This window comes from Gillisia sp. Hel_I_86, assembly GCF_007827275.1.
Lineage (GTDB): Bacteria > Bacteroidota > Bacteroidia > Flavobacteriales > Flavobacteriaceae > Gillisia.
The window spans coordinates 645241-670464 of record NZ_VISE01000001.1 but is presented as its reverse complement, the minus strand read 5'-3'; the positions used below and the strand labels follow the sequence as shown (position 1 = coordinate 670464).

Annotated in this window: 21 protein-coding genes; 13 read left to right on the top strand and 8 right to left on the bottom strand. The window is 37.5% G+C overall.

Annotation, left to right across the window (positions count from 1 at the left end; genetic code table 11):
- The first annotated feature begins 12 nt into the window (after positions 1 to 12).
- From JM83_RS02890 to JM83_RS02875, 4 genes are all read left to right on the top strand, one after another.
- Positions 13 to 1191, top strand: coding sequence for an AIR synthase related protein (locus tag JM83_RS02890; protein WP_144959201.1), 1179 nt, complete (start codon positions 13 to 15; stop codon positions 1189 to 1191).
- 169 nt (positions 1192 to 1360) lie between these two features.
- On the top strand, positions 1361 to 2437 hold the full coding sequence (gene prfA, locus JM83_RS02885; protein ID WP_144959200.1) for a peptide chain release factor 1: 1077 nt from the start codon (positions 1361 to 1363) through the stop codon (positions 2435 to 2437).
- 270 nt (positions 2438 to 2707) lie between these two features.
- Positions 2708 to 3532, top strand: coding sequence for an orotidine-5'-phosphate decarboxylase (pyrF, locus tag JM83_RS02880; RefSeq protein WP_144959198.1), 825 nt, complete (start codon positions 2708 to 2710; stop codon positions 3530 to 3532).
- An 11-nt stretch (positions 3533 to 3543) separates the two neighbouring features.
- Entirely contained in the window at positions 3544 to 4341 is a 798-nt protein-coding gene (locus JM83_RS02875) for a helical backbone metal receptor (protein ID WP_144959197.1), read from the top strand.
- Here JM83_RS02875 and JM83_RS02870 read toward each other — a convergent pair.
- Together JM83_RS02870 and JM83_RS02865 are read right to left on the bottom strand one after the other, a co-directional pair.
- Positions 4320 to 4505 (bottom strand): Lacal_2735 family protein, encoded by a 186-nt coding sequence (locus tag JM83_RS02870; protein ID WP_261376322.1) that lies wholly within the window; start codon positions 4503 to 4505, stop codon positions 4320 to 4322. The genes JM83_RS02875 and JM83_RS02870 overlap by 22 nt on opposite strands.
- A 97-nt stretch (positions 4506 to 4602) precedes the next feature.
- Entirely contained in the window at positions 4603 to 5307 is a 705-nt protein-coding gene (locus tag JM83_RS02865) for a DUF4197 domain-containing protein (RefSeq protein WP_144959196.1), read from the bottom strand.
- Positions 5308 to 5442: 135 nt separating this feature from the next.
- Here JM83_RS02865 and JM83_RS02860 point away from each other — a divergent pair, with 135 nt between their 5' ends.
- The 4 genes from JM83_RS02860 (at position 5443) to JM83_RS02845 (ending at position 13921) form a co-directional block, all read left to right on the top strand.
- Entirely contained in the window at positions 5443 to 6936 is a 1494-nt protein-coding gene (locus tag JM83_RS02860; RefSeq protein WP_144959194.1) for a catalase, read from the top strand.
- A 141-nt stretch (positions 6937 to 7077) separates the two neighbouring features.
- Positions 7078 to 10530 carry a methylmalonyl-CoA mutase family protein gene (locus JM83_RS02855; protein WP_144959192.1) on the top strand — a complete coding sequence of 1151 codons (3453 nt, stop codon included), beginning with the start codon at positions 7078 to 7080 and terminating at the stop codon, positions 10528 to 10530.
- A gap of 643 nt (positions 10531 to 11173) precedes the next feature.
- Positions 11174 to 12292, top strand: a complete 1119-nt coding sequence (locus JM83_RS02850; RefSeq protein WP_144959190.1) for a helix-turn-helix transcriptional regulator — start codon at positions 11174 to 11176, stop codon at positions 12290 to 12292.
- Positions 12293 to 12373: 81 nt separating this feature from the next.
- Positions 12374 to 13921 (top strand): alanine/glycine:cation symporter family protein, encoded by a 1548-nt coding sequence (locus JM83_RS02845; RefSeq protein ID WP_144959188.1) that lies wholly within the window; start codon positions 12374 to 12376, stop codon positions 13919 to 13921.
- Between the two features lie 3 nt (positions 13922 to 13924).
- On the opposite strand, the gene JM83_RS02840 is transcribed toward JM83_RS02845, so the two are convergent.
- On the bottom strand, positions 13925 to 14320 hold the full coding sequence (locus tag JM83_RS02840; protein WP_144959186.1) for a hypothetical protein: 396 nt from the start codon (positions 14318 to 14320) through the stop codon (positions 13925 to 13927).
- A gap of 126 nt (positions 14321 to 14446) precedes the next feature.
- Here JM83_RS02840 and JM83_RS02835 point away from each other — a divergent pair, with 126 nt between their 5' ends.
- Positions 14447 to 14890: an Lrp/AsnC family transcriptional regulator gene (locus JM83_RS02835; protein WP_144959184.1), complete on the top strand. Its 444-nt coding sequence runs from the start codon at positions 14447 to 14449 to the stop codon at positions 14888 to 14890.
- A 7-nt stretch (positions 14891 to 14897) separates the two neighbouring features.
- Here the strand turns inward: JM83_RS02835 and JM83_RS02830 are convergent, their stop codons facing one another.
- The gene (locus JM83_RS02830; protein ID WP_261376321.1) at positions 14898 to 15809 is read right to left on the bottom strand and encodes a class I SAM-dependent methyltransferase; all 912 of its coding nucleotides are present in this window, start codon (positions 15807 to 15809) and stop codon (positions 14898 to 14900) included.
- Positions 15787 to 17055, bottom strand: coding sequence for a DEAD/DEAH box helicase (locus JM83_RS02825; RefSeq protein ID WP_144959182.1), 1269 nt, complete (start codon positions 17053 to 17055; stop codon positions 15787 to 15789). The genes JM83_RS02830 and JM83_RS02825 overlap by 23 nt, the downstream gene beginning before the upstream one ends.
- A gap of 307 nt (positions 17056 to 17362) precedes the next feature.
- On the opposite strand from JM83_RS02825, the gene JM83_RS02820 reads away from it, so the two are divergent.
- Both JM83_RS02820 and JM83_RS02815 read left to right on the top strand, forming a co-directional pair.
- Complete coding sequence (locus tag JM83_RS02820) at positions 17363 to 17560, top strand: DUF1328 domain-containing protein (protein ID WP_261376320.1); 198 nt, start codon at positions 17363 to 17365, stop codon at positions 17558 to 17560.
- Between the two features lie 85 nt (positions 17561 to 17645).
- Positions 17646 to 19079, top strand: coding sequence for a hypothetical protein (locus JM83_RS02815; protein ID WP_144959180.1), 1434 nt, complete (start codon positions 17646 to 17648; stop codon positions 19077 to 19079).
- On the opposite strand, the gene JM83_RS02810 is transcribed toward JM83_RS02815, so the two are convergent.
- Complete coding sequence (locus JM83_RS02810) at positions 19076 to 20293, bottom strand: MFS transporter (protein WP_144959178.1); 1218 nt, start codon at positions 20291 to 20293, stop codon at positions 19076 to 19078. The two genes, JM83_RS02815 and JM83_RS02810, sit on opposite strands and share 4 nt — an antisense overlap.
- 484 nt (positions 20294 to 20777) lie before the next feature.
- On the opposite strand from JM83_RS02810, the gene JM83_RS02805 reads away from it, so the two are divergent.
- Positions 20778 to 21386, top strand: coding sequence for a DUF1684 domain-containing protein (locus tag JM83_RS02805; protein ID WP_144959176.1), 609 nt, complete (start codon positions 20778 to 20780; stop codon positions 21384 to 21386).
- Between the two features lies 1 nt (position 21387).
- Here the strand turns inward: JM83_RS02805 and crcB are convergent, their stop codons facing one another.
- Both crcB and JM83_RS02795 read right to left on the bottom strand, forming a co-directional pair.
- A complete protein-coding gene (crcB, locus tag JM83_RS02800; protein WP_144959174.1) occupies positions 21388 to 21759 on the bottom strand; it encodes a fluoride efflux transporter CrcB in 372 nt (123 codons plus the stop codon).
- 15 nt (positions 21760 to 21774) lie between these two features.
- Entirely contained in the window at positions 21775 to 22827 is a 1053-nt protein-coding gene (locus tag JM83_RS02795; RefSeq protein ID WP_144959172.1) for an SRPBCC family protein, read from the bottom strand.
- A gap of 93 nt (positions 22828 to 22920) precedes the next feature.
- On the opposite strand from JM83_RS02795, the gene JM83_RS02790 reads away from it, so the two are divergent.
- Complete coding sequence (locus tag JM83_RS02790) at positions 22921 to 24981, top strand: dipeptidyl-peptidase 3 family protein (protein WP_144959170.1); 2061 nt, start codon at positions 22921 to 22923, stop codon at positions 24979 to 24981.
- The last annotated feature ends 243 nt before the right edge of the window (positions 24982 to 25224 follow it).

The window sequence follows — 25224 nt, the reverse complement described above, 5'->3', positions numbered from 1 at the left end:
AATTAATGCTCAATGAGTCAGGAAATAAGTAAAAGATACGCCGGGAGAGGTGTTTCTGCAGGAAAAGAAGATGTGCACAATGCCATTAAAAATGTCGATAAGGGATTATTTCCCCAAGCATTCTGTAAAATTGTTCCCGACTATCTTACTGGTGATGAGGATTACTGCCTTATTATGCATGCAGATGGTGCGGGCACAAAGTCTTCTTTAGCCTATATGTATTGGAAAGAAACCGGGGACCTTTCTGTCTGGAAAGGTATCGCCCAGGATGCACTTATCATGAATATAGATGATCTGCTTTGCGTGGGAGCGGTAGATAATATCATGCTTTCATCTACGATTGGTAGAAATAAAAACCGCATTCCGGGAGAAGTTATTTCAGCAATTATCAATGGAACCGAGGAATTACTTGAAGATTTAAAAGGTTTTGGGGTAGAAATTCATTCCACGGGTGGGGAAACCGCAGATGTGGGAGACCTTGTTAGGACCATAATCGTAGATTCTACCGTTACGGCGAGAATAAAGAAAAGTGACGTGATAGACAATGCCAATATTCAAGCTGGGGATGTGATCGTTGGCTTGGCTTCTTTTGGGCAAGCAACTTATGAAAAAGAGTACAATGGCGGGATGGGAAGCAACGGACTTACCTCGGCCAGACATGATGTTTTTTCTAAAAATTTAGCTGAAAGATACCCGGAGAGTTTTGATAGCAGCATTCCTGAAGGGCTTATTTATTCTGGAACCAAATCTTTGACTGAAGAAGTAGAAAATTCACCCCTAAATGCAGGGAAATTAGTGCTATCTCCAACGCGTACCTACGCGCCTATCATCAAAAAAATCCTTTCAAAATATACCAATTCCGATATCCACGGAATGGTACATTGTAGTGGAGGGGCACAAACGAAGGTCCTTCATTTTATAAATAACCTTCATATTGTAAAAGATAATTTATTTGAAGTGCCGCCTTTATTCAAATTGATTCAGCAAGAAAGTAAAACCGATTGGAAGGAAATGTACCAGGTGTTCAATATGGGGCACCGAATGGAACTTTACGTGAACGAAGGGATTGCCGAAGAGCTTATTTCCATTTCAAATTCTTTTAACGTAGATGCCAAAATAATAGGAAGGGTGCAGCCTTCGGATGTTAAAAAACTTACGATAAAAAGTGAATTTGGGGAATTCCAGTATTAAGAAGCTTAGCAATTCCATCTTGAAGCAGCAGCTAGTAAGTTTCAATAGGGTCGAAATATGTCCTTTTTTAGGTGCTTTCAAATATTTCAGTTAGAAAAGCAGAAAAAACGTCCCTATATAATTGGTGAAATTAATGTAAATTTGCACTGAAAAATCATTAGAAAAATTTATGATTGAGAAGTTGAATATCGTGAAGCAACGCTTTGATGAAGTGAATGATCTTATCATTCAGCCTGATATTATATCAGATCAAAAGCGCTATGTAGAATTGAACAAGGAATATAAGGATTTGAAGGCACTCATGGATGTGCGTGAAAAATATATGGAGCTCACAAATAATATCCAAGAATCTGAAGAGATCATTGCCGATGGCAGTGATGCGGAGATGACAGAAATGGCAAAACTCCAATTGGAGGAAGCTAAATCTGAATTACCAAAATTGGATGAAAAAATAAGAATGATGTTGGTGCCCAAGGATCCAGAAGATGCCAAGAATGTGGTGATGGAAATTCGGGCAGGAGCAGGTGGCGACGAAGCCAGTATCTTTGCAGGAGATTTGTATAAAATGTACAATAAATATGCCGACAGTCGGGGCTGGAAATGCAATATTGTAGATTATAATGAAGGTACCAATGGAGGTTTTAAGGAGATGATTTTTGAAATTTCCGGAGAAGAGGTGTATGGCACCTTGAAATTTGAAGCTGGGGTTCACCGGGTTCAACGGGTGCCTCAAACAGAAACCCAAGGGCGTGTGCATACTTCGGCTGCGACGGTAATGGTACTGCCAGAGGCAGAAGAATTCGATGTGGAGATCAACCCTAAGGAAGTACGGGTGGATTTTTTCTGTTCTTCAGGTCCTGGAGGACAATCGGTAAACACTACGTATTCTGCGGTGCGTTTAACGCATATTCCAACCGGTTTGGTTGCCCAGTGTCAAGATCAGAAATCCCAGCACAAGAACAAGGAAAAAGCATTTAGGGTACTGCGTTCCAGGTTATATGATATGGAGCTGGCCAAGAAATTGGAGGCAGATTCTGCTAAACGTAATTCCATGGTTTCCAGTGGGGATAGAAGCGCGAAGATTAGAACCTATAATTATTCTCAAGGAAGGGTTACAGATCATAGAATTAACTTGACTTTATATGATCTCTCCAATATTATAAATGGAGATATCCAAAAAATAGTAGATGAACTGCAATTGGTTGAAAACACTGAAAAGCTGAAAGAGAACAGCGATGCTTTTTAAATATTGAAATTAAAATCCCGCAATTGCGGGATTTTTTATATCCTTATTCTAAATAATTCCCCCGACGCATTACCTAGGGGTTTCCATTTCACCTCTCCTTGGGAGAGGTCGGAACTGCTTTTTTGCAGTTCCAGGTGAGGTAAAATACAAAATTTAGGTTTTTGATCTAGAGGTTAAAATGAAACTGACGAAATACCTCTATGACTCTGCCTTTAGGTTAGTCGGTTTCAAGAAATTTTTTATTTTTGATATTAATAAAAATTGATTTTTATGACCACTAAGGACCTTATTGCTCAAATACATAAAAAGAAATCCTTCCTATGTATAGGATTGGACACCGATCTGGATAAGATTCCAACCTATTTACTTACTGAAGAAGATCCAATTTTCACCTTTAATCAAGCGATCATAGATGCTACCCATAAATTCACAGTGGCATATAAGCCAAATACGGCATTTTATGAGGCCTATGGTAGAAAGGGATGGAAATCTTTGGACAAGACAATAGATTATATAAATACCAAATATCCTGATATATTTACCATAGCCGATGCCAAACGCGGGGATATTGGGAATACTTCAAGTATGTATGCAAAGGCATTCTTCCACGAAATGGCCTTCGATTCGGTTACCGTTGCTCCATATATGGGAAGGGATTCCGTAGAGCCCTTTTTGGAATTTAGGGATAAGCATGCTATTCTTTTGGCGCTTACTTCCAATGAAGGTGCCTTCGACTTTCAAACTTTAAAAAGTGACGGAAAAGAATTATATAAGAAAGTATTGGAAACTTCCAAGACCTATAAGAATTCAGATCAGCTCATGTATGTGGTAGGAGCAACAAAGGCAGAGTTCCTTTTAGAGATCAGGAAAATTGTTCCGGATAGTTTTCTTTTGGTGCCCGGCGTTGGAGCCCAAGGGGGGAGTTTGGAAGAAGTTTGTAAATACGGAATGAACAAAAATGTTGGTCTACTGGTAAATTCTTCCAGGGCAATTATTTATGCTTCCCAAACTTCGAACTTTGCTGAAATCGCTGCCGCCAAGGCCGAGGTAATGCAACGGGAAATGGCCTCTCAAATGGCTGCGATCTTGTCTTAAATTAAGAAGGGATGCTTGTTAAAGATCAGCTAGGCAGGGGAATTGATATATCAAAACCCTTTAATCGGATCATCTCATTGGTTCCAAGCTTCACCGAGTTAGTAGTCCATTTGGGTTTAGAGGAAAAACTAGTGGGAATTACAAAATTTTGTGTTCATCCTGAGAGTTTAAAAAACATAAAAACAATAGTTGGAGGCACCAAACAGGTTCATTTAGATAAAATCCGTGATCTAAAACCAGATCTTATTCTTTGCAATAAAGAAGAAAATACGCTCGAAATGGTGCAGGAGCTGGAGAAAACCTATCAAGTGCATGTTTCAAATATCATCACTTTTTCTGATTCTTTAGAGCTTATAACAATGTATGGCTTACTGTTCGATAAGGAAAAGGAGGCCCACAAACTGGCTTCAGAATTATCCCAGAAAAAGAAGTCTTTTCAGAATAATTTAACAACCAAGAAATTAAGGGTAGCTTATTTTATTTGGAGAAAACCTTGGATGGTGGTGGGAGGCAATACCTATATCGATGTTATGCTAGAGTTGAATGGCTGGGAAAATATATATAAACAAGCAGAGGGGAGATACCCAGAAATAGAACTTAAATTATTGGAAGAGAAAGATCCGGAACTTATCCTTTTATCCTCAGAACCCTTCCCTTTTAAGAAAAAACATATAGAAGAAATAGGAAAATATTCCAATGTTCGTATAGAACTTGTAAATGGCGAGTTCTTTAGTTGGTATGGCTCCCGGCAATTACAAGCTTTTAAATATTTTGAGTACCTACAGAACTACTTATCGAGACCCTTATAGTTCATCCTTTTCAGCTGTTCCATTATTTTTTTTGCTCGTGCATTTATTTTATCGCTTTTCTCTTTATCGAATAAAGCAGTTTTAAATGCTTTCTCCATGAGCGCCGTATACTTTTGGCATAATCGCTCTTCTTCGGTTTTAAACAACATTACATCAATCATCATTAAGGGTTTATGCTGCAAATGTACCAGCAATGACAATTAATATGTATTAAGTTGAGGTTAAAGTAATTATAAATTTTATAACAAATAATTATAATAGTTAATCTTGTAGTCCGAAAACCCTTCTCAATAAATCCGTAGTTCTTGCTCCAAAATTATTTCTTATATCTTTTTCTTCCACTGCGATCATTGTAAACACGCCATCTAGCGCTTCATTGGTCACATAATCTGCTAGATCTGGATTTACTTTTGAAGTTAAGGGAAGGGAATTATATTTATCTATTATATTGGACCAAACTTTTGTGGCTCCAACTTTGTTCAATGAATTTGTAATAACAGGGTTAAACTTGGCATATAATTGGGTTTCCGTTTTCTGATTCAAATAAGTAGTGGCTGAAGTGTTGTTTCCTAATAGGATATTTCGGGCATCGGTAAAAGTGATCTCTTTTACGGCACTTACAAAAATTGGTGTTGCTTCCTTAACGGCATCTTCAGCAGCTCTATTCAATACTTTTAAGCCTTCATCTGCTAAGGCGTCCAAACCAACATCCCTCAAAGTTTTGTCTACTTTTTGCAGTTCTGCGGGTAAGGTAATACGCACCAGTTCATTTCTGAAAAAGCCATCTTCTTGAGTTAGTTTGGAAACCTGCTTGTCTATTCCAAAATCCAGTGCTTGTCGTAATCCCGAAGCAATTTCTGCATCCGACACTCCATATGCCCCGCCCGGAAGCTGAGTGGCAATTCCTTGTAATTCTGCGCAACCAAAAAATAATGGGATAAATAGCAGTATGTATAATTTTTTCATGAGGATATTTTCGATAAAAGTATCAATTTATATTCCAATCTTATTATCGAGGGATGTTATACTTATATTAAAACAATCGATTTTGATTATAATAAATCAAATCTTATCTTTAGTAAAATCAATAAATCCAAAAAAATGAGTAACAAGAACAATAAGTTAACGACTGCTTCTGGTCGTCCTTATGTAGAAAATGAAGATTCCCTTAGTGTTGGAAAAAGAGGGCCTCTGTTAGTGGAAGATTATATTCTTCATGAAAAAATGGCTCACTTTAATAGAGAACGTATTCCAGAAAGAGTGGTGCATGCAAAAGGTTCTGGGGCTTATGGAACTTTTACCGTTACTCATGATATTACAAAATATACAAGAGCTAAAATATTTTCCAAAGTAGGCAAGAAGACCGATATGATCGCTCGTTTTTCTACCGTGGGAGGTGAAAAAGGTTCTGCGGATACAGAAAGGGATCCGCGTGGCTTTGCATTAAAATTTTATACTGAAGATGGAAATTGGGATATGGTAGGAAACAATACGCCCATTTTCTTTGTTAAGGATCCCAAAAAATTCAGTGATTTTATCCATACACAAAAACGGGATCCATATACGAATATGAAATCTCCGACGATGATGTGGGATTTTTGGTCCCTACGCCCTGAATCTTTGCATCAAGTCACCATTTTAATGAGTGACCGCGGAACACCATACGGTGTTAGACATATGAACGGCTATGGGTCCCACACTTTTTCTTTGATCAATAAGGATAATGAGCGTTTTTATGTGAAATTTCATTTCAAAACAGCTCAGGGAATTAAGAATTTTACAGATAAAGAAGCTGCAGAAATGAGAGGAATAGATCCGGATTTTTCTCAAAGGGATCTTCTGGAAAATATTGAAAAAGGAAATTACCCAAAGTGGAATTTGAGAATTCAGGTAATGCCTGAAGCCGAAGCCGTGGGTTATCATATAAATCCATTCGATCTTACAAAGGTATGGCCACATGGGGATTATCCGTTAATAGACGTTGGGCTGATGGAGTTGAATAGAAATCCTGAAAATTATTTTGCTGAAATTGAGCAATTGGCAACTTCACCGGCGCATATAGTGGACGGAATAGGATATTCCCCGGACAAGATGTTGCAAGGTAGATTGCTTTCTTATCCAGATGCGCATAGATATAGATTGGGCGCCAATTACGAGCAAATCCCAGTGAACCGCTGCCCGTTTATGAAGGAAAGCAATAATTATCAACGAGATGGTTTTATGAGGGTGGATGGAAATCAAGGGCGTAAACCAAATTATTTCCCTAATAGTTTCGATGATATTGAAGTAGATGAAAGCTACAAACAACTCCCACCAACTATTGTGGATGCTGAAGCAGATTGGTTTGATAGAAATGCTCCGGGAGAAGACGATCATTACACTCAGCCCGGAAATCTTTTCAGAATAATGGACGATCAAGCTCAAAAGAATCTTATTAGCAACATTGTTGGCGCTATGAGCGGAATTGACGGCCCTAAAAAAGATGAAATTATAAACAGACAATTATGCCACTGGTTTAGGGCAGATCCTACTTTAGGAGCAGGAGTTGCCAATGGACTGGGAGTGAAAGTAGACGAAAGTATGTTTGCCAGATAATCTTGATTTATTAGTTGAAGAAGAGCGTCCCTATATTTTTTAGGGGCGTTTTTTATATTAAGGAATTCCTTAAAAATGGAACTTATAAGGAAAAATCTTTACGAATTTAGTAAATTGCAGCTCCAAAAATTTAGAATAACAATGCAAGATCAAACTCCATATATCCCTACCAATAAAGTAAGAATAGTAACAGCAGCCTCGCTTTTTGATGGACATGATGCCGCGATTAATATTATGCGCCGTATCATTCAGTCTACAGGGGTAGAAGTGATTCATTTGGGTCATGATCGCAGTGTAGAAGAAGTAGTGAATTGTGCGATTCAAGAAGATGCCAATGCTATTGCCATGACTTCCTACCAAGGTGGGCATAATGAGTATTTTAAATACATGTACGATTTGCTTAAGGAAAAAGGAGCAGAGCATATCAAAATCTTTGGCGGCGGCGGTGGAGTGATCCTTCCATCAGAGATCAAAGAACTTATGGGTTATGGAATTACCAAAATCTATGCACCCGATGATGGACGAGAAATGGGCTTGCAGGGAATGATCAACGATTTGGTGAAAACTTCAGATACTCCAACTCCTGCTCTGGAAAAAGCCGATAAAACACAAAGCCTTTTAAAGGAAAAAAATATAAACACCATTGCCAGATTGATTTCTTTAGCTGAAAACAGGCATGAAGATTTTAAGAAGGCTTTCAATAAGATAGAACTTAACGGAAAGAAAACTCCTGTTCTGGGAATTACCGGAACCGGGGGGTCTGGAAAATCTTCTTTGGTAGATGAATTGGTAAGAAGGTTTTTAATCGACTTCCCGGAAAAAACCATCGGAATTGTATCTGTAGATCCATCAAAACGTAAAACCGGTGGCGCTTTATTGGGAGATAGAATCCGAATGAATGCCATTAATAATGATCGGGTTTATATGCGTTCTTTGGCAACCCGTCAGTCTAATTTGGCTTTGTCTAAATATGTTTCTGAAGCGGTTGAAGTATTAAAAGCAGCAAATTTCGACCTTATTATTTTAGAAACTTCAGGAATAGGACAATCCGATACCGAGATCTTAGAACATTCTGATGCTTCTTTATATGTAATGACCCCGGAATTTGGAGCAGCTACGCAATTGGAGAAAATAGATATGCTGGACTTCGCAGATCTGGTAGCGATCAATAAATTCGATAAACGAGGAGCTTTAGATGCGCTTCGCGATGTGAAGAAACAATATCAGCGTAATCATGGCTTATGGCATGACGATCCTGAAACACTCCCTGTATATGGAACTATTGCTTCCCAGTTCAACGATCCGGGGATGAATACGCTATACCGAAAGTTGATGAATAAAGTAGATGAAAAAACAGAGGCCGCTTTATCTTCCACTTTTCATGTTGATGAAGATAAAAGTGAAAAAATTTATGTGATCCCACCAAGCAGGGTAAGATACCTTTCTGAAATTTCTGAAAATAACAGAAAATATGATGATACAGCCAGTACGCAGCAGGAAGTTGCACAGAAGCTTTATGGGATTTATAAAACCATAGGTTCTGTTGCAAATGTCACGTCGAGCGAAGTCGAGAAGTCTTTTTTAGATAAACACGGTGTAGATTCAGATGAGATTCTGAAACAAGTTCAGAATGACGAGAAGAAAGATTTTCTAAAACTTCTTATTGCTGAATTTGATAGGGTAAAGATGGATCTCGATCCATATAACTGGGAGATCATAACTGGTTGGGATGAAAAAGTGAATAAATACAAGGAGCCGGTTTATTCTTTTAAAGTGAGGGACAAGGAAATAAAAATAGAAACGCATATCGGGTCTCTTTCCCACACTCAAATTCCAAAGATATCTTTACCTAAATATCAGGCTTGGGGAGACATTTTAAAATGGGGTTTACAAGAAAATGTACCGGGCGAATTCCCATACACCGCCGGATTATACCCATTTAAGAGAGCGGGGGAAGATCCAAGCAGAATGTTTGCTGGAGAGGGCGGACCGGAAAGAACAAATAGACGTTTTCATTATGTGAGTGCGGGTTTACCAGCTAAGAGACTTTCTACAGCTTTCGATTCGGTAACACTTTATGGTAACGACCCAGATATTAGGCCAGATATTTACGGAAAAATAGGAAATGCGGGAGTATCTATTTGTTGTTTGGATGATGCAAAAAAATTGTATTCAGGATTCGATCTAGCAGATGCCATGACTTCGGTGAGTATGACTATTAATGGTCCCGCTCCAATGTTGCTGGGTTTCTTTATGAATGCGGCTATCGATCAGCAGTGTGAGAAATATATTATAGAAAATGAACTTCAGAAAGAGGTAGAGGAAAAGATCAAAAAAATATACAAGGATAAAAAAATAGATCGCCCTGCGTATCAAGGAGAACTTCCGGAAGGTAATAACGGCTTGGGACTAATGTTATTGGGGGTAACCGGCGATAAAGTACTTCCTGCAGATGTATATGCCAAAATCAAAAAGAACACTTTAAATGTAGTTCGTGGAACTGTGCAAGCAGATATTTTAAAAGAAGATCAGGCACAAAACACCTGTATCTTCTCTACGGAATATGCCTTGAGGTTGATGGGAGATGTACAGGAATATTTTATTGAAGAGCAAGTAAGAAACTTTTATTCGGTTTCTATTTCTGGATATCATATTGCCGAAGCGGGAGCAAATCCTGTTACTCAGTTGGCATTGACCTTGGCCAACGGATTTACGTATGTTGAGTATTATTTGAGTAGAGGAATGGATATCAATAAATTTGGGCCCAACCTTTCGTTCTTTTTCTCCAACGGAGTAGATCCTGAGTATGCAGTAATTGGTAGGGTGGCAAGAAAGATTTGGGCAAAGGCATTAAAATATAAATACGGAGCGAATCCAAGAGCCCAGATGCTGAAATACCACATTCAAACTTCTGGACGTTCACTTCATGCGCAGGAAATAGATTTCAACGACATTAGAACAACGCTTCAAGCGCTCTATGCTATCTATGACAACTGTAATTCCTTACATACCAATGCGTATGATGAAGCAATTACAACGCCTACAGAAGCTTCAGTAAGAAGAGCGATGGCTATTCAGCTTATCATCAATAAAGAGTTGGGACTTACTAAAAATGAGAACCCAATTCAGGGAGCATTCATTATAGAAGAGTTAACAGATCTTGTGGAAGAAGCCGTTCTTTTGGAATTCGATAGAATTACAGAAAGAGGTGGAGTTTTGGGAGCTATGGAAACCATGTACCAACGCAGTAAGATCCAAGAAGAAAGCTTGTACTACGAAACCTTGAAACACAACGGCGAATTTCCAATTGTAGGAGTAAATACTTTTTTGAGTTCTACAGGTTCTCCCACGGTTACGCCAGGAGAAGTTATTAGAGCTACAGAAGAAGAAAAACAATACCAGATTTCTACTTTGAAAAATTTACATAAAGCCTTTGAGAAAGAATCTGCGGAAGCTTTGGAACTGATCCAAGAAGCGGCTATTAAAAATGAAAATTTATTTGAAGTCTTAATGGATGCAACTAAAGTTTGTTCTTTAGGTCAGATCACAACAGCGATGTTTGAAGTAGGAGGGCAGTATAGAAGAAATATGTAAGCAGAGAGCCACATTTCATTTTTTCATTAAATGTGTGCGAATCGCTTATCCCGATGAGCGCAGCGATATCGGGATCTCTTCAAGCAGGATCATGTTATCAGCAGAATTAAGTTAGTAAAGAGTATGCGAATCGCTTATCTGTTTTTGTGCCAGTATTGCTTTTAAGCAACTATGCCCAGGCTTATCGTCATGCTGAACTTGTTTCAGCATCCCAGTAAGTCCGGAGCAGATCCTGAAACTCCATGCTTCGGGACAGGGTGACTAGATAGTCAGATGAAATGCTGGACTAAAAACGTATATACAATAAGATAATTATAAAACACAGAATCAAAAATCCCAATTCCCTAAGAGTTGGGATTTTTTGGTTTTATAGGTTAAATATTATTTTCAATATCTTTAAAATTAAATATAGAGGTCAGTATTTATGTTCATATCGAAATTATAATGTGTAATAAGGATGTCAGGTTGAGCATTTCGACTGCGCTCAATACAGGCTAAAGTTGAAACCAATTTTTTAAATTGATGGGTTCTCGACTGCGCTCGAACGGACAAAATGATATATTTTCAACTATTTGAATACCGTTAAATTGAATAACAAAAATGGATTGTATTTATCTTCGGATCTCTAATTAAATATTTCAATTTGCTATCAATTATAGAATATACCGTTACTGCAATTGTTTGCCTTATATCAGCAATCATAATTCAACGAATTTTCATCAAAGAACGAAAAGAAGGCTCTGGCGAAAATACTATTAAAGGAATTATGTGGTTTGGTCTCGCTATTTTAGTTTGGGGCTTGGGAGCTGTACTAAATTTAATTTTGGTTTTTGGCTTCGGCTGGGATCCTTCCAATAAGATCATTATTTATTTAGGGGTGCTGGTTTCATTAACCAATTCACTTTTTATATTGCTATCCCTTCCATCCATAGAACACAATAAAAGGAGGGGGATCGTGGTGAGACTGGTTCAAAAATTCAGTACTAAGGATTTTGTAGGGGTGTATTTTGGCGTGTTATCCATGATTGCTTTTGTTTTCTTGGCTACCTCTATAAACAACATAGAAATAAGCAACAGTTTTATATGGCTTATAGATATTCCTATTTCGGTAGTGGTTGCATTTTCTTTGTTGTATGAACTGAACAAAGCATTTTCAACACGAAAAATGCGATTTATGTATTTACCTACCCTCGTATTATTCGTCCTAATAATTATTGCCGTAACACACAGGATCATACCACAGGATAGGGCAATTCAGCTTGTAGATCAAGAATTTTGGTCAATTGCTGGGAGCATAACTGCCATCTCATTCAAATTCCTGTTTATATTATTGTTCTCCATTCTATTATATAGTTGGAAATTCCTTTCTGAAAAAGAACAACAACAAGGATTAGCAGATAAATTAGCTACAGAAAATTTAAAGTTCAAGAAAAAATTGGAACAGCAAGAACTTGCAAACGAAAGTCATCTGGATACTATAAAGAGCATGAAAAATGAACTGATAGTACTAAGAGAAGCTGCTAAAATCGAGCTTTCAGATCGTCAAAAAGAGGTTTTGGGCAATCTCGCCTATTACGGTACAAATAAATCCTATCCTGAAATAGCAGAGCTAATGAATATTAGTAACGACGGATTTCAAACCCATATTCATCAAATAAAAAAGCTGTTGAATATAAGTGGGAAAGGCGGGAAAGAACAATTAATTGAATATGCCAAAAAGAATAATCTACTTCAATATTCTTCAATAAAAGACAATGCTTAAGCATAGCGACACTAAAATTTCAACAGTACGTAACCTTTCCTAAAGACTTGTTTTAGAGCAATTTGCTAAAAAATCAAGTTTATGTCCATTTTTATTCAGATTGCCAATTCCACATTAGATGAAAGGATCAACGAAAAATTTAGTGATGCAACCCGCTGGTTTATCGATGGGATTTTTGCTGAAATTCCTTTAACCGATACAACCGGAATCCCATGGGTTCTTGTGGTGCTCATTCTAGGTGCAGCTTATTTCACTTTGTATTTTAGGTTCGTGAATTTCACGAATTTTTTTACGGCTATTAAGGTGGTTCAAGGAAAATACGATCATCTTGAAACTGAAGGTATTGTAGAGGCCAGCTCATCCGTACATCTCGTAGATGGTGATAATCCGGATACTATTCGAGTTGAGGGAGCAGGGGAGGTGAGCCATTTTCAAGCTTTAACAGCAGCCGTTTCTGCGACCGTAGGCCTAGGGAATATAGCCGGAGTTGCAATTGCTCTGGGAATAGGAGGCCCAGGGGCAACTTTTTGGATGATCTTGGTTGGTTTACTTGGAATGTCCTCAAAGTTTGTAGAATGTACGCTCGGGGTAAAATATAGGGAAGTAAATGCTGAAGGAACCATTTTTGGTGGCCCGATGTACTATCTCAAAAAAGGGCTTGAGGAAAAAGGGCTTAAGAAATTGGGAAAAGTATTGGCCATATTATTTGCCGTCATGTGCATAGGAGGATCCTTTGGAGGTGGGAATATGTTTCAGGTAAATCAAGCCTTTAAATTATTTGAATATGTAACAGGCGCCGAAGATAGTTTTATAGCTGGCAAGGGATGGGTTTTTGGTTTGGTTATGGCAATTTTGGTTGGTGTTGTGATCATTGGAGGAATAAAGAAAATAGCAAGCGTCACAGATAAGATAGTTCCTTTCATGGTTATCACGTATATGTTGGCAGTACTAATAGTCCTGGGAATTAATTATACGGAAATTCCGAATGCATTTATTTCCATATGGGAGGGGGCATTTAATCCTGAAGGAGTTATTGGAGGTTTCGTGGGGGTATTAATTCAGGGATTTAAAAGAGCTGCATTTAGCAACGAAGCCGGAATAGGAAGTGCTTCCATAGCTCATAGTGCCGTTAAAACCAAATTTCCTGCTAGTGAGGGACTAGTGGCTTTATTGGAACCATTTATAGACACTGTGGTAGTTTGTACGTTAACAGCCTTGGCATTGATAATTACTGGTCAAATAGTTCCCGGAATGATCCTAAATGATGAGGAAGGAGTGCTCTTAACGGCTTCAGCGCTGGAAAGTGGGGTGTCGTGGTTTCCCTATTTATTGACCCTTGCGGTTGTTCTTTTTGCCTTTTCTTCCATGATTTCTTGGTCTTATTACGGCTATCAAGCTTGGAGCTATTTGTTTGGAAGGGGGAAAAGAACAGGCTATATTTATAAATTGCTATTTTGTTGTTTTACGGTAATTGGTGCAGCAGCTACTTTGGGAGCGGTAACAGATTTTAGCGATGCCATGATCTTTGCGATGCTGGTGCCCAATATGATAGGACTATTTATTCTAAGTCCTAAGGTGGCAGAAGAATTAAAAAGCTATTTGAAAATTATAAAAAAGGATAAGATTTAAAAATCACAAAGTCAATTTCCAGATACGCTGTAATTTTCTGAACTTTTTCAATTCGAATCTCAAGATTCTTATAAATTCCCTTCCATTGCTGTTGGAAAGTTCCAAACGCTCACAATTCTTGTACAGCAAATTGGTAAGTCGAGTTACAGAAGCTGCATATTTATGTTTTTCTTCTGCAAAAGGCTCGCTTTCTGCTCGCAAAATATGAGGCATCAATGAGGTAGACTGCTGTATGATGTCCCCAGAAAAGTAAATATCTTGATCTTCCTTTCCGTTTTGCTTTAGAATGGCCAGATCCTGAACCACATAATTGGAAATATGCCTGGAAATATTAAGTATCTCTATCGCTTGGCGATATACAGGAGAATAATTAAAATCTGATCTGCTAACGGAATTCATGCTTCGCTAATTTTTATTTGATTTCCATAAAATTAGTGAGATATCGGCTATATGTTATTTCGATTTTAAAGTGAATGAGTATATTAGCTTTAAATTTATTAAGTTTAATAGTTAAAAATATTAAATATGCCTATAGATGCGTTAAACTGGCAAATCTTGGAATCACTTCAAAAAAATGCACGACTTTCCTTTGCCGAAATTGGAAGAAAAGTTGGACTTACTTCCCCAGCCGTTACAGAAAGGGTGAAAAAGATGGAGGATAGCGGAATTATATGTGGTTATAAGGCTCAAGTATCTTATCATAAAACCGGTCATCAATTAAAAGCAGTGATCACCTTGCGTGCTTTTATGGGGAGATTGAAACCGTTCTTGGAAAAAGTGAAAGAATTCAAGGAAGTAATAAATTGTTATAGAATTACAGGAAATGAAAATATTATTATGGAAGTGGTTTTATATGATCAATCTCACTTGGAGGAATTTATAGATAAACTAATTACTTATGGGGAAACGAAAACCCATATTATCCTCTCCAACGTAGTGGAACAGGGGCCTATAAAAAGAAGGGGATAAAATAAATCTATTTTGTGCCACTAACCAAATACATCAACGATCCTCCGGCTGCGTGGTACTGTTCCCGTTGCAATGCGCCCATTAAATGGTCGTCCCTTCGGGCATATTTCTCCTGATATTCAAAATAAAAGGGCATAAATTCTTCTCCTGCGGCGCTAAAAAAATCGATATCCTTTTGAGTATTGGATTTCCAGGAACTCCCGGTCATCCATTGTTTTAAAGTTGCCATTTGCTCTTTTGTACTATAAGGCGGATACATAGCGATGGCCTTGTCCGATAATCGAACTTCAATAGTATGCATTTCAGCCAAAGCGAACATTCCGGGCAATAGATCTCCCAAAGAATTATCTCCTTGCCCCATGTTTTTCTTGCCTTTTTCTATGATCAGTCTATACTTAATGTGATCTAATGTTTCTTCTATAGAGTCGTTCTTTGAAAGCGATGTTTTGGTAAGGCTTTGGATTATGTTATTTGGTTCTACACATAACAAGGTGCCCCCGGGTTTTAACACCCGCTTCATTTCTTCCAATGCCTGTTGAGGTTTAGGAACATGGATTAGCACCGTTTGGCAGGTCACAAGATCGAATTGATTATCCTCAAAGGGCAATTGCTGTGCGTTTCCTTTTGTTAAAGTAAATGGATTATTGGATTTCTTAAAAAGCCGTTCTAATTCTTCGTTTTTGGAATACCATCTTTTGTCATTATCCACAGCAATGATTTTGGCTTTGGGCGCAAGAAGTGGCGCTAATATTTGTGTCCAATGGCCTTGTCCGCAACCAACATCCAACATAGAATTATGCTTGCCTAATTCCAGCCTCTTCGCGGTGAGCTCGATAAACGTAGGATTCCACCAGAAATCTCGGTAGTCCCCAAAATAACTCTCGGAGTGTCCTTTATTACCTTCTTGATCTGCCAACATTATTCCTTTTAGATGAATTTCCTCCGGAGCTTTTCGTGTTATTGGAATTCCCATTTCTATTTCGGGAAGGTCTTCGTTGTTGTGGCTTCTTTTCCGGAATTTCAAAGAATTCCATAGGATAATCGTGTTCTTCTATTACAGGAACCTTTTGGTCTATTAATTTCTGAATATCTTTTAAATATGCTTTTTCTTCAAAATCACAAAAAGAGATCGCTTTTCCACTAGCACCTGCTCTTCCTGTTCGTCCAATTCTGTGCACGTAGGTTTCGGCAATGTTGGGGACTTCATAATTTATAACTAATGCTAGATCATCGATATCAATACCCCGGGCAGCAATATCTGTAGCTACCAAAACCCGAGTAGTCTTATCCTTGAAATTTTTCAATGCTTTTTGACGGGCATTTTGAGTCTTGTTTCCGTGGATAGCTTCAGCTTTAATCCCTACTTTAATAAGGTCTTTTACCACTTTATTGGCACCGTGCTTTGTTCTGGTAAAAACCAAAACCCTAACTTCTTCAGAAGTTTTCAAAAGATCTTTTAATAAGTTCTTTTTATTGGTTTTATCTATGAAATACACTTCCTGCCCAATTCTTTCTGCAGTAGAAGAAACGGGAGTAACCGATACTTTTAAAGGATTGGTTAAAATACTATTTGCAAGATCTATGATGGAATTTGGCATAGTTGCCGAAAAGAATAGAGTTTGCCTTTTAACAGGAATTTTTTTGATCACTTTCTTCACATCATGAACAAACCCCATATCCAGCATCCTATCTGCTTCATCCAAAGTGAAAATCTCGATCTGGGACAGGGAAATGAATCCTTGATCCATAAGATCCAATAATCTCCCGGGAGTTGCTACCAATATGTCCACGCCATTTCTAAGCGCTCTTACTTGGGAATTCTGATTAACACCACCAAAAATCACAAGATGTTTAAGATCACTAAACTGACCATACTCGGCTATGCTTTCCCCAATTTGGATCGCAAGCTCGCGGGTAGGGGTTAAAATAAGGCTCTTTATAGTTGTTTTGCGACCTCCGTTATTGAGATTGCTATTTAATAGTTGAATGGTTGGAATGGAGAACGCTGCCGTTTTTCCGGTCCCGGTTTGCGCACAACCTAAGATATCCCTTCCTTTTAAAATGGCTGGGATAGATTGGGCTTGAATTGGGGTTGGTGTAGTATATCCTACTTTTTGAACTGCCTTGGATAAGGGTTCAGTTAATTGTAAATCGTTAAATGTCATGTATGAATTATAAATGCCGTCCGGTATTAATATATTTATAATTGGACAGGTTATGTGTAAAATGTTGCTTACTGGAGAAGGTTGCAACCGGCTGCAAATGTACTATTTTATTTTAATATGGGATTATCTTTAACAATCACCTTCCCATCCCTCCTAAATCCTCCCCTGCGGGGAAGACTTCCAAACAATGCTGGAGAAAACTACAACTATTAAAATAGTCTTTTTTAGTTAAATATATCTCAATTGTAATTTAGTTAGTAATTGTACGACTACTAAGCAGTTATCTTTGAAAAAAAATAAGAACACGATGAAAAATTATACTTTACATTTCCTTATAATGACTATAGTAACAGGATTGCTTGGGTTTGCGGGAGGTAATTTCTTTGGAATTGAAGTTGTGAGGGTATTGTTTTTGATTTTTGCCGATTTATTGATCGTTGCATTAATTTCAAAAATATTTTTCTCGGATGGTAAAGGGATTAGATTACAAAGAGTCAAGAAATAATATCCAACAAAATTACCCTACAAATTGAATCAGGCCGCAGCGATGTGGTCTTTTTTATTTCCTTTAATTGCACTAATTTAGAAGTATGAAACTCACTTCTCCTATAAAAATGGGACTTTTAGCCCTCTTTTTTCCATTACAATTGCTTTTTGCACAAGAACTATCGCTTCGAAAAGGCGCTGCTATAGATAGTTTGCCAATAAATGATAGTATTTCTGAAAGTTTTGCAATGTATTTGCCCAGCAATTATTCAAGTGATAAAAAGTGGCCCATTGTTTTTGTGTTCGATCCAGAAGGAAGGGGAATAAGTTCAGCTAGACTTTTTAGTCAGGCTGCAAATGAGCAAGGCTATTTAATTGTGGCCTCTAATAATATTTCCAGAAATGATTCTTTGGCAACTAATTTAGAAACTGCTGTTAGGCTCTTAGAGAAGGTGTTATTGAATTTTCCGATTGATGAAAAAAGGGTTTATGCCGCAGGCTTGCGCCAAGGGGCACATGTAGCAAGTACCTTACCAGCTGTGTATCCTAAAATCAAAGGCATTGTGGTTGTGGAGGATATTTGGATGAACAAGGATTTTTTGGTTCAAAACACTAACAAATATTCTATAATAGGTTTTGCAAGCTATAAAAGTGATTCATATAATAATTTCAACGAAAGCTTTAATTTATTTAAAATCCTAGATTATAAAAAGTTCATTTATAACTATGAAGATGAGGGAATGTGGCCTTCGGCAAAATTAATTTCACACGGGTTAGGGACTTTTACTTTGGAAGCAATGCTTGATGGCAGCCAGCCTAAGGATGCTGAAATGGTAAATAATTTATACGAATCTGAATTAGCTACTGCAGAAAGTTGGAGGCGACAACTAAATTTTTATAAAGCTTATGAGTTGCTGAAACTCATGCGGGACAAATATAAATATTTCGATAAGAAAGATGAAATCCGGGACCTTCAGAAAGAAATTAGAAGGGAGTCCATTTATAAAGAACAGCGTTCTCAATATAATTCAGCAAAAATAAAAGAACAGGATTTGCGCTATCAATATGCATACTTGATTGAAGAAGATCTTGTTTTGAAAAGTTTTGAAAATATAGGTTGGTGGGCGCAGCAATACAAAGAAATAGACTCTTTAAAAAACAGTAAAATAACAGCCGAATCTGAACTAAGTTATAGATTAGAGGATTATTTACAAACCTATACCAAAAGGAGATTTGAAGAATTAAAGCTAGCCAAGTTTGGAATAGATAGATTGATCCTTGTTTCGATACTTCGTACTATATTCGATAAAGAGAATCCGGAAGGATACTTTTCAATAATTTCTTTGAGTGCTCAAGATGGGGATTACTATACTGCACTATTATATTTAGAAGACCTTCTTATAACTGGATATGATGATCTGGAACAATTATATGATATCCCTGGAACTTTGGATCTCAAGTTAAGCCCTGAGTTTAATGAGTTGGTGAAAAAGTATTTGGGAGAATCAAAGTATTACAATATTCCAAGCGATAACTAGCTACTGGCTAGTTTTTCTTTTTTTAATAAATATCCCAAATAAACCAAGAATCCGCAAGCTACCGTAGCTAAGGTAATCATTGCATTCCACGTAAATACATATCCAAATTTACTGATCAATTGCATCCCAGAGTTATGACCAAAAATGTGGCTCAAGGAAAACGCGATACTATATAATGCCATATAGGAGCCTTGTTTGCCTTTGTCTGCCCTAGTTAATGCAAACGTATTGGAAAAGGGAAAAGCAATCATTTCCCCAATGGTCATTAAGAGCATGCCTATAACTAAAATTCCTGCCCAGCCTGTAAGGTTTACCGCCACAAAACTTAGGCCTACCAATATTGTCCCAACGATAACATGAAAGATCGCTGTTGTTTTTCTAGTTTCAAGATGTTTTATCAATGGCATTTCCAAAAGGAAAATTAAAAACCCGTTCATTCCCAATAAAATCCCTATTTCCAATTCTGTGAGTCCATGTTGTTGGGCATAAAACAAAGGCATTGTAGAGAAGTATTGCAAGAATATGAACCCGAACAAAACCATGGCTGCTATAAAAATTAAGTAGGGAAAATCTTTTAGCACTCCTTGTGGATTCAAATTCACCTCTCTAATATTTTCAACTGCCTTCTTAGGGTGCAATAGTTTAAGCAATAAGATCCCTGCAAGTAAACAGGTAATTCCGTCTACCCAAAATAAACCGCTATATCCCGCACTAGCTATTATCAATCCTCCAATTGCCGGACCAGCAGAAAAACCCAAGTTTATCGCCAATCTAATTAAGGTTACAGATCTCGTTCTATTTTGTGGTTTGCTGTAGGCACTAATTGCCACGAAAACGGCAGGTCTAAAAATATCGGCAGCCGCCATTACCAAAAAGATCCCTAGACAAATTCCCCAAAAGGAGCTTGGAAATTGTAAGAGAACAAAAAGCACCGAAGAGATAAGTAAGCTTCCTGCCATTGTTTTGTAATGCCCAATGCTGTCCACTAATTTACCACCCAGCCAGGATCCGGTTACAGACCCAAGTCCGAAAAAGGTAAGGATCCACCCAACTTCTTCCAGGGAAAACCCACGGCTCTTTGTAAGGTATAGAGAAAGGAAAGGGATTACCATGGTACCGGCCCTGTTAATAAAGGTTATTAACGCAAGCAGCCAAACCTCCCGCCGTAAATCGCTAAAGGAGTCTACATAAGAACGGAAGATTTTTTGAAACATTTAGATTGGTTAGGGATCAAAATTAGTTAAATTTTTCAAAGAAATTTTTTAAAATAAAGCTTCAATTATTTAGGTGAATTGATCTGGCTAAACCTGAATTTTGTATATACGTTTTCTGTCCTAAAAGTTTTTTTGTCACCCTGAGACCCGTGATAAAAAAATTATCCAGCGTAGTAAATTGTCGTAATGCTGAAACCAGTTCAGCATGACGACAATTCCCCATCGTCACCCTGAACTGGTTTCAGGGTCTTGGATTCACAAATAAATAAAAATACGTCAATGGTAATTTATTTCAGGATCTCAATTTTGCATTGATTTACATTGAAAATGAGATTCTGAAACAATTCCGACAGCTATCGGAACAGAACGACCTCATTTTTCAGTTTAGGATACTTTATGGACAAACAATACCTGAATTTTGCGAAAAGCTTAAAAAGTATAGTTCAAATAAAATTCCCCATTTTTGTATTCTAAATTTAAGAAGATGAAAAAGTTGTTTTTTTCGATGTTCTTAATTTTGAATATTTCGCTACTTGTTGCGCAGGATATTTCAAAAGTGGAGGATATTGTTGCCTTTCAAGAGCACTTAAATTCAGAATTTGCAAATCCAGAAGAATCCCCACTGACTTCAGAAGACCTGAAAAAATTTAAGGCCTTGGAGTTTTTTGATATTGATACTACCTACGTGATTGAAGCAGAATTTCTAAGGACCCCTGCAGAACCTCCTTTTGCCATGCCCACCACTACCAACAGGATGCCGATATATGTGAAATACGGAGAGGCTTATTTTGATCTTGAAGGGCAATCATTCAAGTTAAATAGCTATCAAAACCAGGAGTTGATAACCAAACCGGGCTATGTGGATTATCTTTTTGTTCCATTTACAGATGCTACCAATGGGGAAACCAGTTATGGTGGTGGTGGAAGATATCTGGATTTGCGTATTCCTACAGGAAATACCATTACACTTAATTTCAACAAGGCATATAACCCTTACTGTGCCTACAACGGTAAATATTCTTGTTCTATCCCTCCTTTAGAAAATGAGATTTCTGTCGCTATTCCTGTGGGTGTAAAGAAGCACAAGAAATAGTTTAGGCCAATTTAGAAAGGTACAAGCCCAAAAATACTGCGGCGAACCCGGCTACGATGCTTCCTAAAGAATAAATTGCAAAGCTAGAGTAATCGCCGGTCCTTAAAAACACCTGATTCTCATAACTAAAGGTGGAAAATGTGGTGAAGCCGCCACAAAAGCCGGTTGCGAGAAATAACATGGTATTGTTGGAAAAGGCACCAGATTTTAGGGAGATTCCAAGGATTAATCCCAATAAAAGGCTTCCCAAGATATTTACGGTAAAAGTGCCAAATGGGATGTCCAGTGCAGATTTATTTAAAACCCTCGATATCACGAAGCGTAATGCGCTTCCCAATCCCCCTCCTAAAAAAACCATTAAGATCGCTTTCATTTAAAGGAATATAGTTTACAAGGTAGGTTCTTCAACTTCCAAAAGCGGAATATAGATCTCGGTCACCCAATTTGCAGGATTTGGGGATTTATCCGGACCAATTGAATATACTTCGAAAGCGGGACTATTTGGATTTACTGGCAAATTGTTTTCCTGGGTATATTTATAAGCAGCATCCCAAGCTTCTTTTAAGTTTTTGTAATCTCCTTTTAAGGTTGTCTTTACAACCTTTTGCACTGGCATCATCCCGTTTAAAACGGTGCTTTCGGTAGGCGTTATAATTAAACTTGGTGTAAAGTATCCGGTGGAATAGATAGCCGAATTATTTTGTTCGTCCCAATTGTTATATAGTACAAAAGGATTTCCCATTGAAGGGATATTGTTTTGTTCCATATATAAAGATACATCTGCCAACATTTTTTGCATCTTGGACGGGATCTGGGAAATTTTGGTGGCCGTAGTGGAGTACATATAAAATCCTCCCCCGTGAGTGGTAATTCCATCGACATTTACAGAATAGCTGCTCATTTTTTCCAGTACAACGCTATTCAATTTTTCTAAACCTTCTTGATACATCGGGCGTATCATTTCAGGAAAACTTTTGTCCATAAAAGTGAATGCAAGTTTGTCCATAAAACTTTGCTTTCCTTGGATTCCCCAAGTTACTTTTGTGCCTTCTTCCACTTCAACAAAATCCCAATACACATCACTTTGAGATTCCCCATAAGGAGATTTAAAAATTAGTTGCTGTTCTATTGCCAAGTCTGGAATTACCTTTGTGTTTCTAATAGAACCATCACCCATTTCTTCACTTTTCCAGGAATAGCTGGCATTTTCACCTATCGTTTTTTCAGAATAATTAATAATGATATCATCTGAATCATCCATCCATGGTCCCCATTGATCCCAATTTTTAAAGTTGTTTACTTCATTAAAGACCACTGGAACCGGAGCATGGATAACTGCGGTTTCCTCCACTTGATAATTTCCATCTTTGGTAGCTACATAAATAGCTCCTGCAATGATCACAATGAGCAGTAAAAAGAATAAATATTTTAAAATTTTCATTTAAAATTGGGTGTTAATGTGGTTCAGTATGCTAATATAGTTAAATATCAAGCTGCTAATTGCTACATTTGTAGGAAAATTAAACAGAAATATATGAAACTTAAATTCATTATGGCATTAGTATTAATGTCTTCTTTATTGTATTCCTGCAAGGATGATGATAAGGATAAAGAGATTGCTGAGGTGGAAACTTCTACCGAAACTGAGTTTGATTACAAGGTAGAAGAATTTGCTGACATCAAAATTTTGCGATATCAAATTCCCGGGTTCGAGGATTTAACGCTTAAAGAGCAGAAATTGGTGTACTACCTTACACAAGCTGGATTAAGCGGCCGTGATATTATGTGGGACCAGAATTATAGACACAATCTGGAAATTAGGGATGCCTTAGAAAACATCTATGCTACCTATGCTGGAGATAAAGATGCTTCAGATTGGAATGCTTTTGAAACGTATATGAAAAGAGTGTGGTTCTCTAATGGGATCCACCACCATTATGCTAACGATAAGATAAAGCCTGAATTCGGCAAAGAATATTTTGATATGCTTTTAGCTGAAACCAAAACAGAACTTACAGGGGAGCCTTATGAGGTGATCTTTAACGATAAGGATGCTAAAAAAGTGAACTTAGATCCGTCCAAAGGTTTATTGAAAGGATCTGCCATCAATTTTTATGGTCCAGATGTAACTGCCGCAGAGGCCGAAGCATTCTATAAAAAGAAATCTTCCCCAAATAAAGACAAGCCACTTTCTTATGGTTTGAATTCTACTTTGGTTAAGGAAAAAGGACAACTGGTAGAAAAAGTTTGGAAAAGCGGTGGATTATATGGTGCAGCCATAGATGAAATTGTAAAATGGTTAGAGAAAGCACAAGGTGTTGCTGAAAATGAAAAGCAAGGAAATGCACTTGGGTTGCTGATTAAATATTATAATACAGGGGATCTTCAAACTTGGGATGACTATAATGTTGCTTGGGTTGAAGCCACCGAAGGAAATATAGATTACATCAACAGTTTTATTGAAGTATACAACGATCCCTTGGGATACCGTGGATCTTACGAAACTATTGTGCAAATCAAGGATTTTGAAATGTCCAAAAAAATGAAGGTTTTAGAAGACAACGTACAATGGTTTGAAGATAACTCGCCATTAATGCCAGAACACAAAAAGAAATCTGTTGTTGGAGTAACCTATAAAACAGTAATAGTTGCCGGAGAAGCTGGGGATGCGTCGCCTAGTACGCCAATTGGTGTGAATTTACCCAATGCAAACTGGATTAGGGCCGCTCATGGAAGTAAATCTGTTTCTTTAGGTAACATTATTGAAGCCTATAACAACGCTGGAAGTTCTGGTGTGTTAAAGGAATTTGCCAATGATGAAGAGGAAGTTGCATTAGAAGAAGAATATGGAAAAAATGCCGATAAATTGCATACAGCGCTTCATGAGGTTGTAGGTCATGCATCCGGGCAATTGAATCCCGGAGTTGGAGAAACCAAAGAAACCTTAAAGAATTATGCGTCTACGATGGAAGAAGGAAGAGCAGATCTTGTTGGGCTTTATTACTTAATGGATCCAAAAATCCAGGAATTGGGCTTGACCGATGATTGGAAGAAAACTGGAATGGCTGCATACGATGGTTATATTAGAAATGGACTAATGACCCAGTTAAGAAGATTGAAAATTGGGGATGATGTAGAAGAAGCCCATATGCGTAATAGACAATGGGTAAGCGCTTGGGTTTTCGAAAAAGGACAAAAAGAAGGAGTTATAGAAAAAGTTACCAGGGATGGAAAAACGTATTTCGACATCAAGGATTATGAGCGTTTACGCGAATTGTTTGGAGAGTTGTTAAAAGAAACACAGAGAATCAAGTCTGAGGGTGATTTTAATGCTGCAAAGAATCTTGTAGAAAACTACGGAGTAAAAGTAGATCAAGAGATCCACAAAGAAGTTCTGGATAGGAATGCACAGTTTAAATCTCCTCCTTATAGTGGATTTGTAAATCCGGTATTGGTTGCAGAAATGGATGATAACAATGAGATCAAAGCTTTAAAGGTTACACAGCCTAAAGATTTTGCATCTCAAATGATGGAGTATACTAAAAACTACCATTTTTTGAAAATGAATAAAGAAGTTGCTGTACCGGTAGAGTAGGCAAAATTTAATAGATTGAAAAAAGCCTCGATAATCTAAAGTTATCGGGGCTTTTTAGTAATTATTTGTTTGGCAGTAAATTATCCTAAACTGAAAAATGACGTCATTCTGTCCCGACCGTTCGGGAGTTTCAGAATCTCATTTCAATGTAAACCACTAAAATATTGAGACCCTGAAATAAATTCAGGGTGACGATAGAACTTTTACGACAGAAAACGGTTATACATATAATTATCCATTATT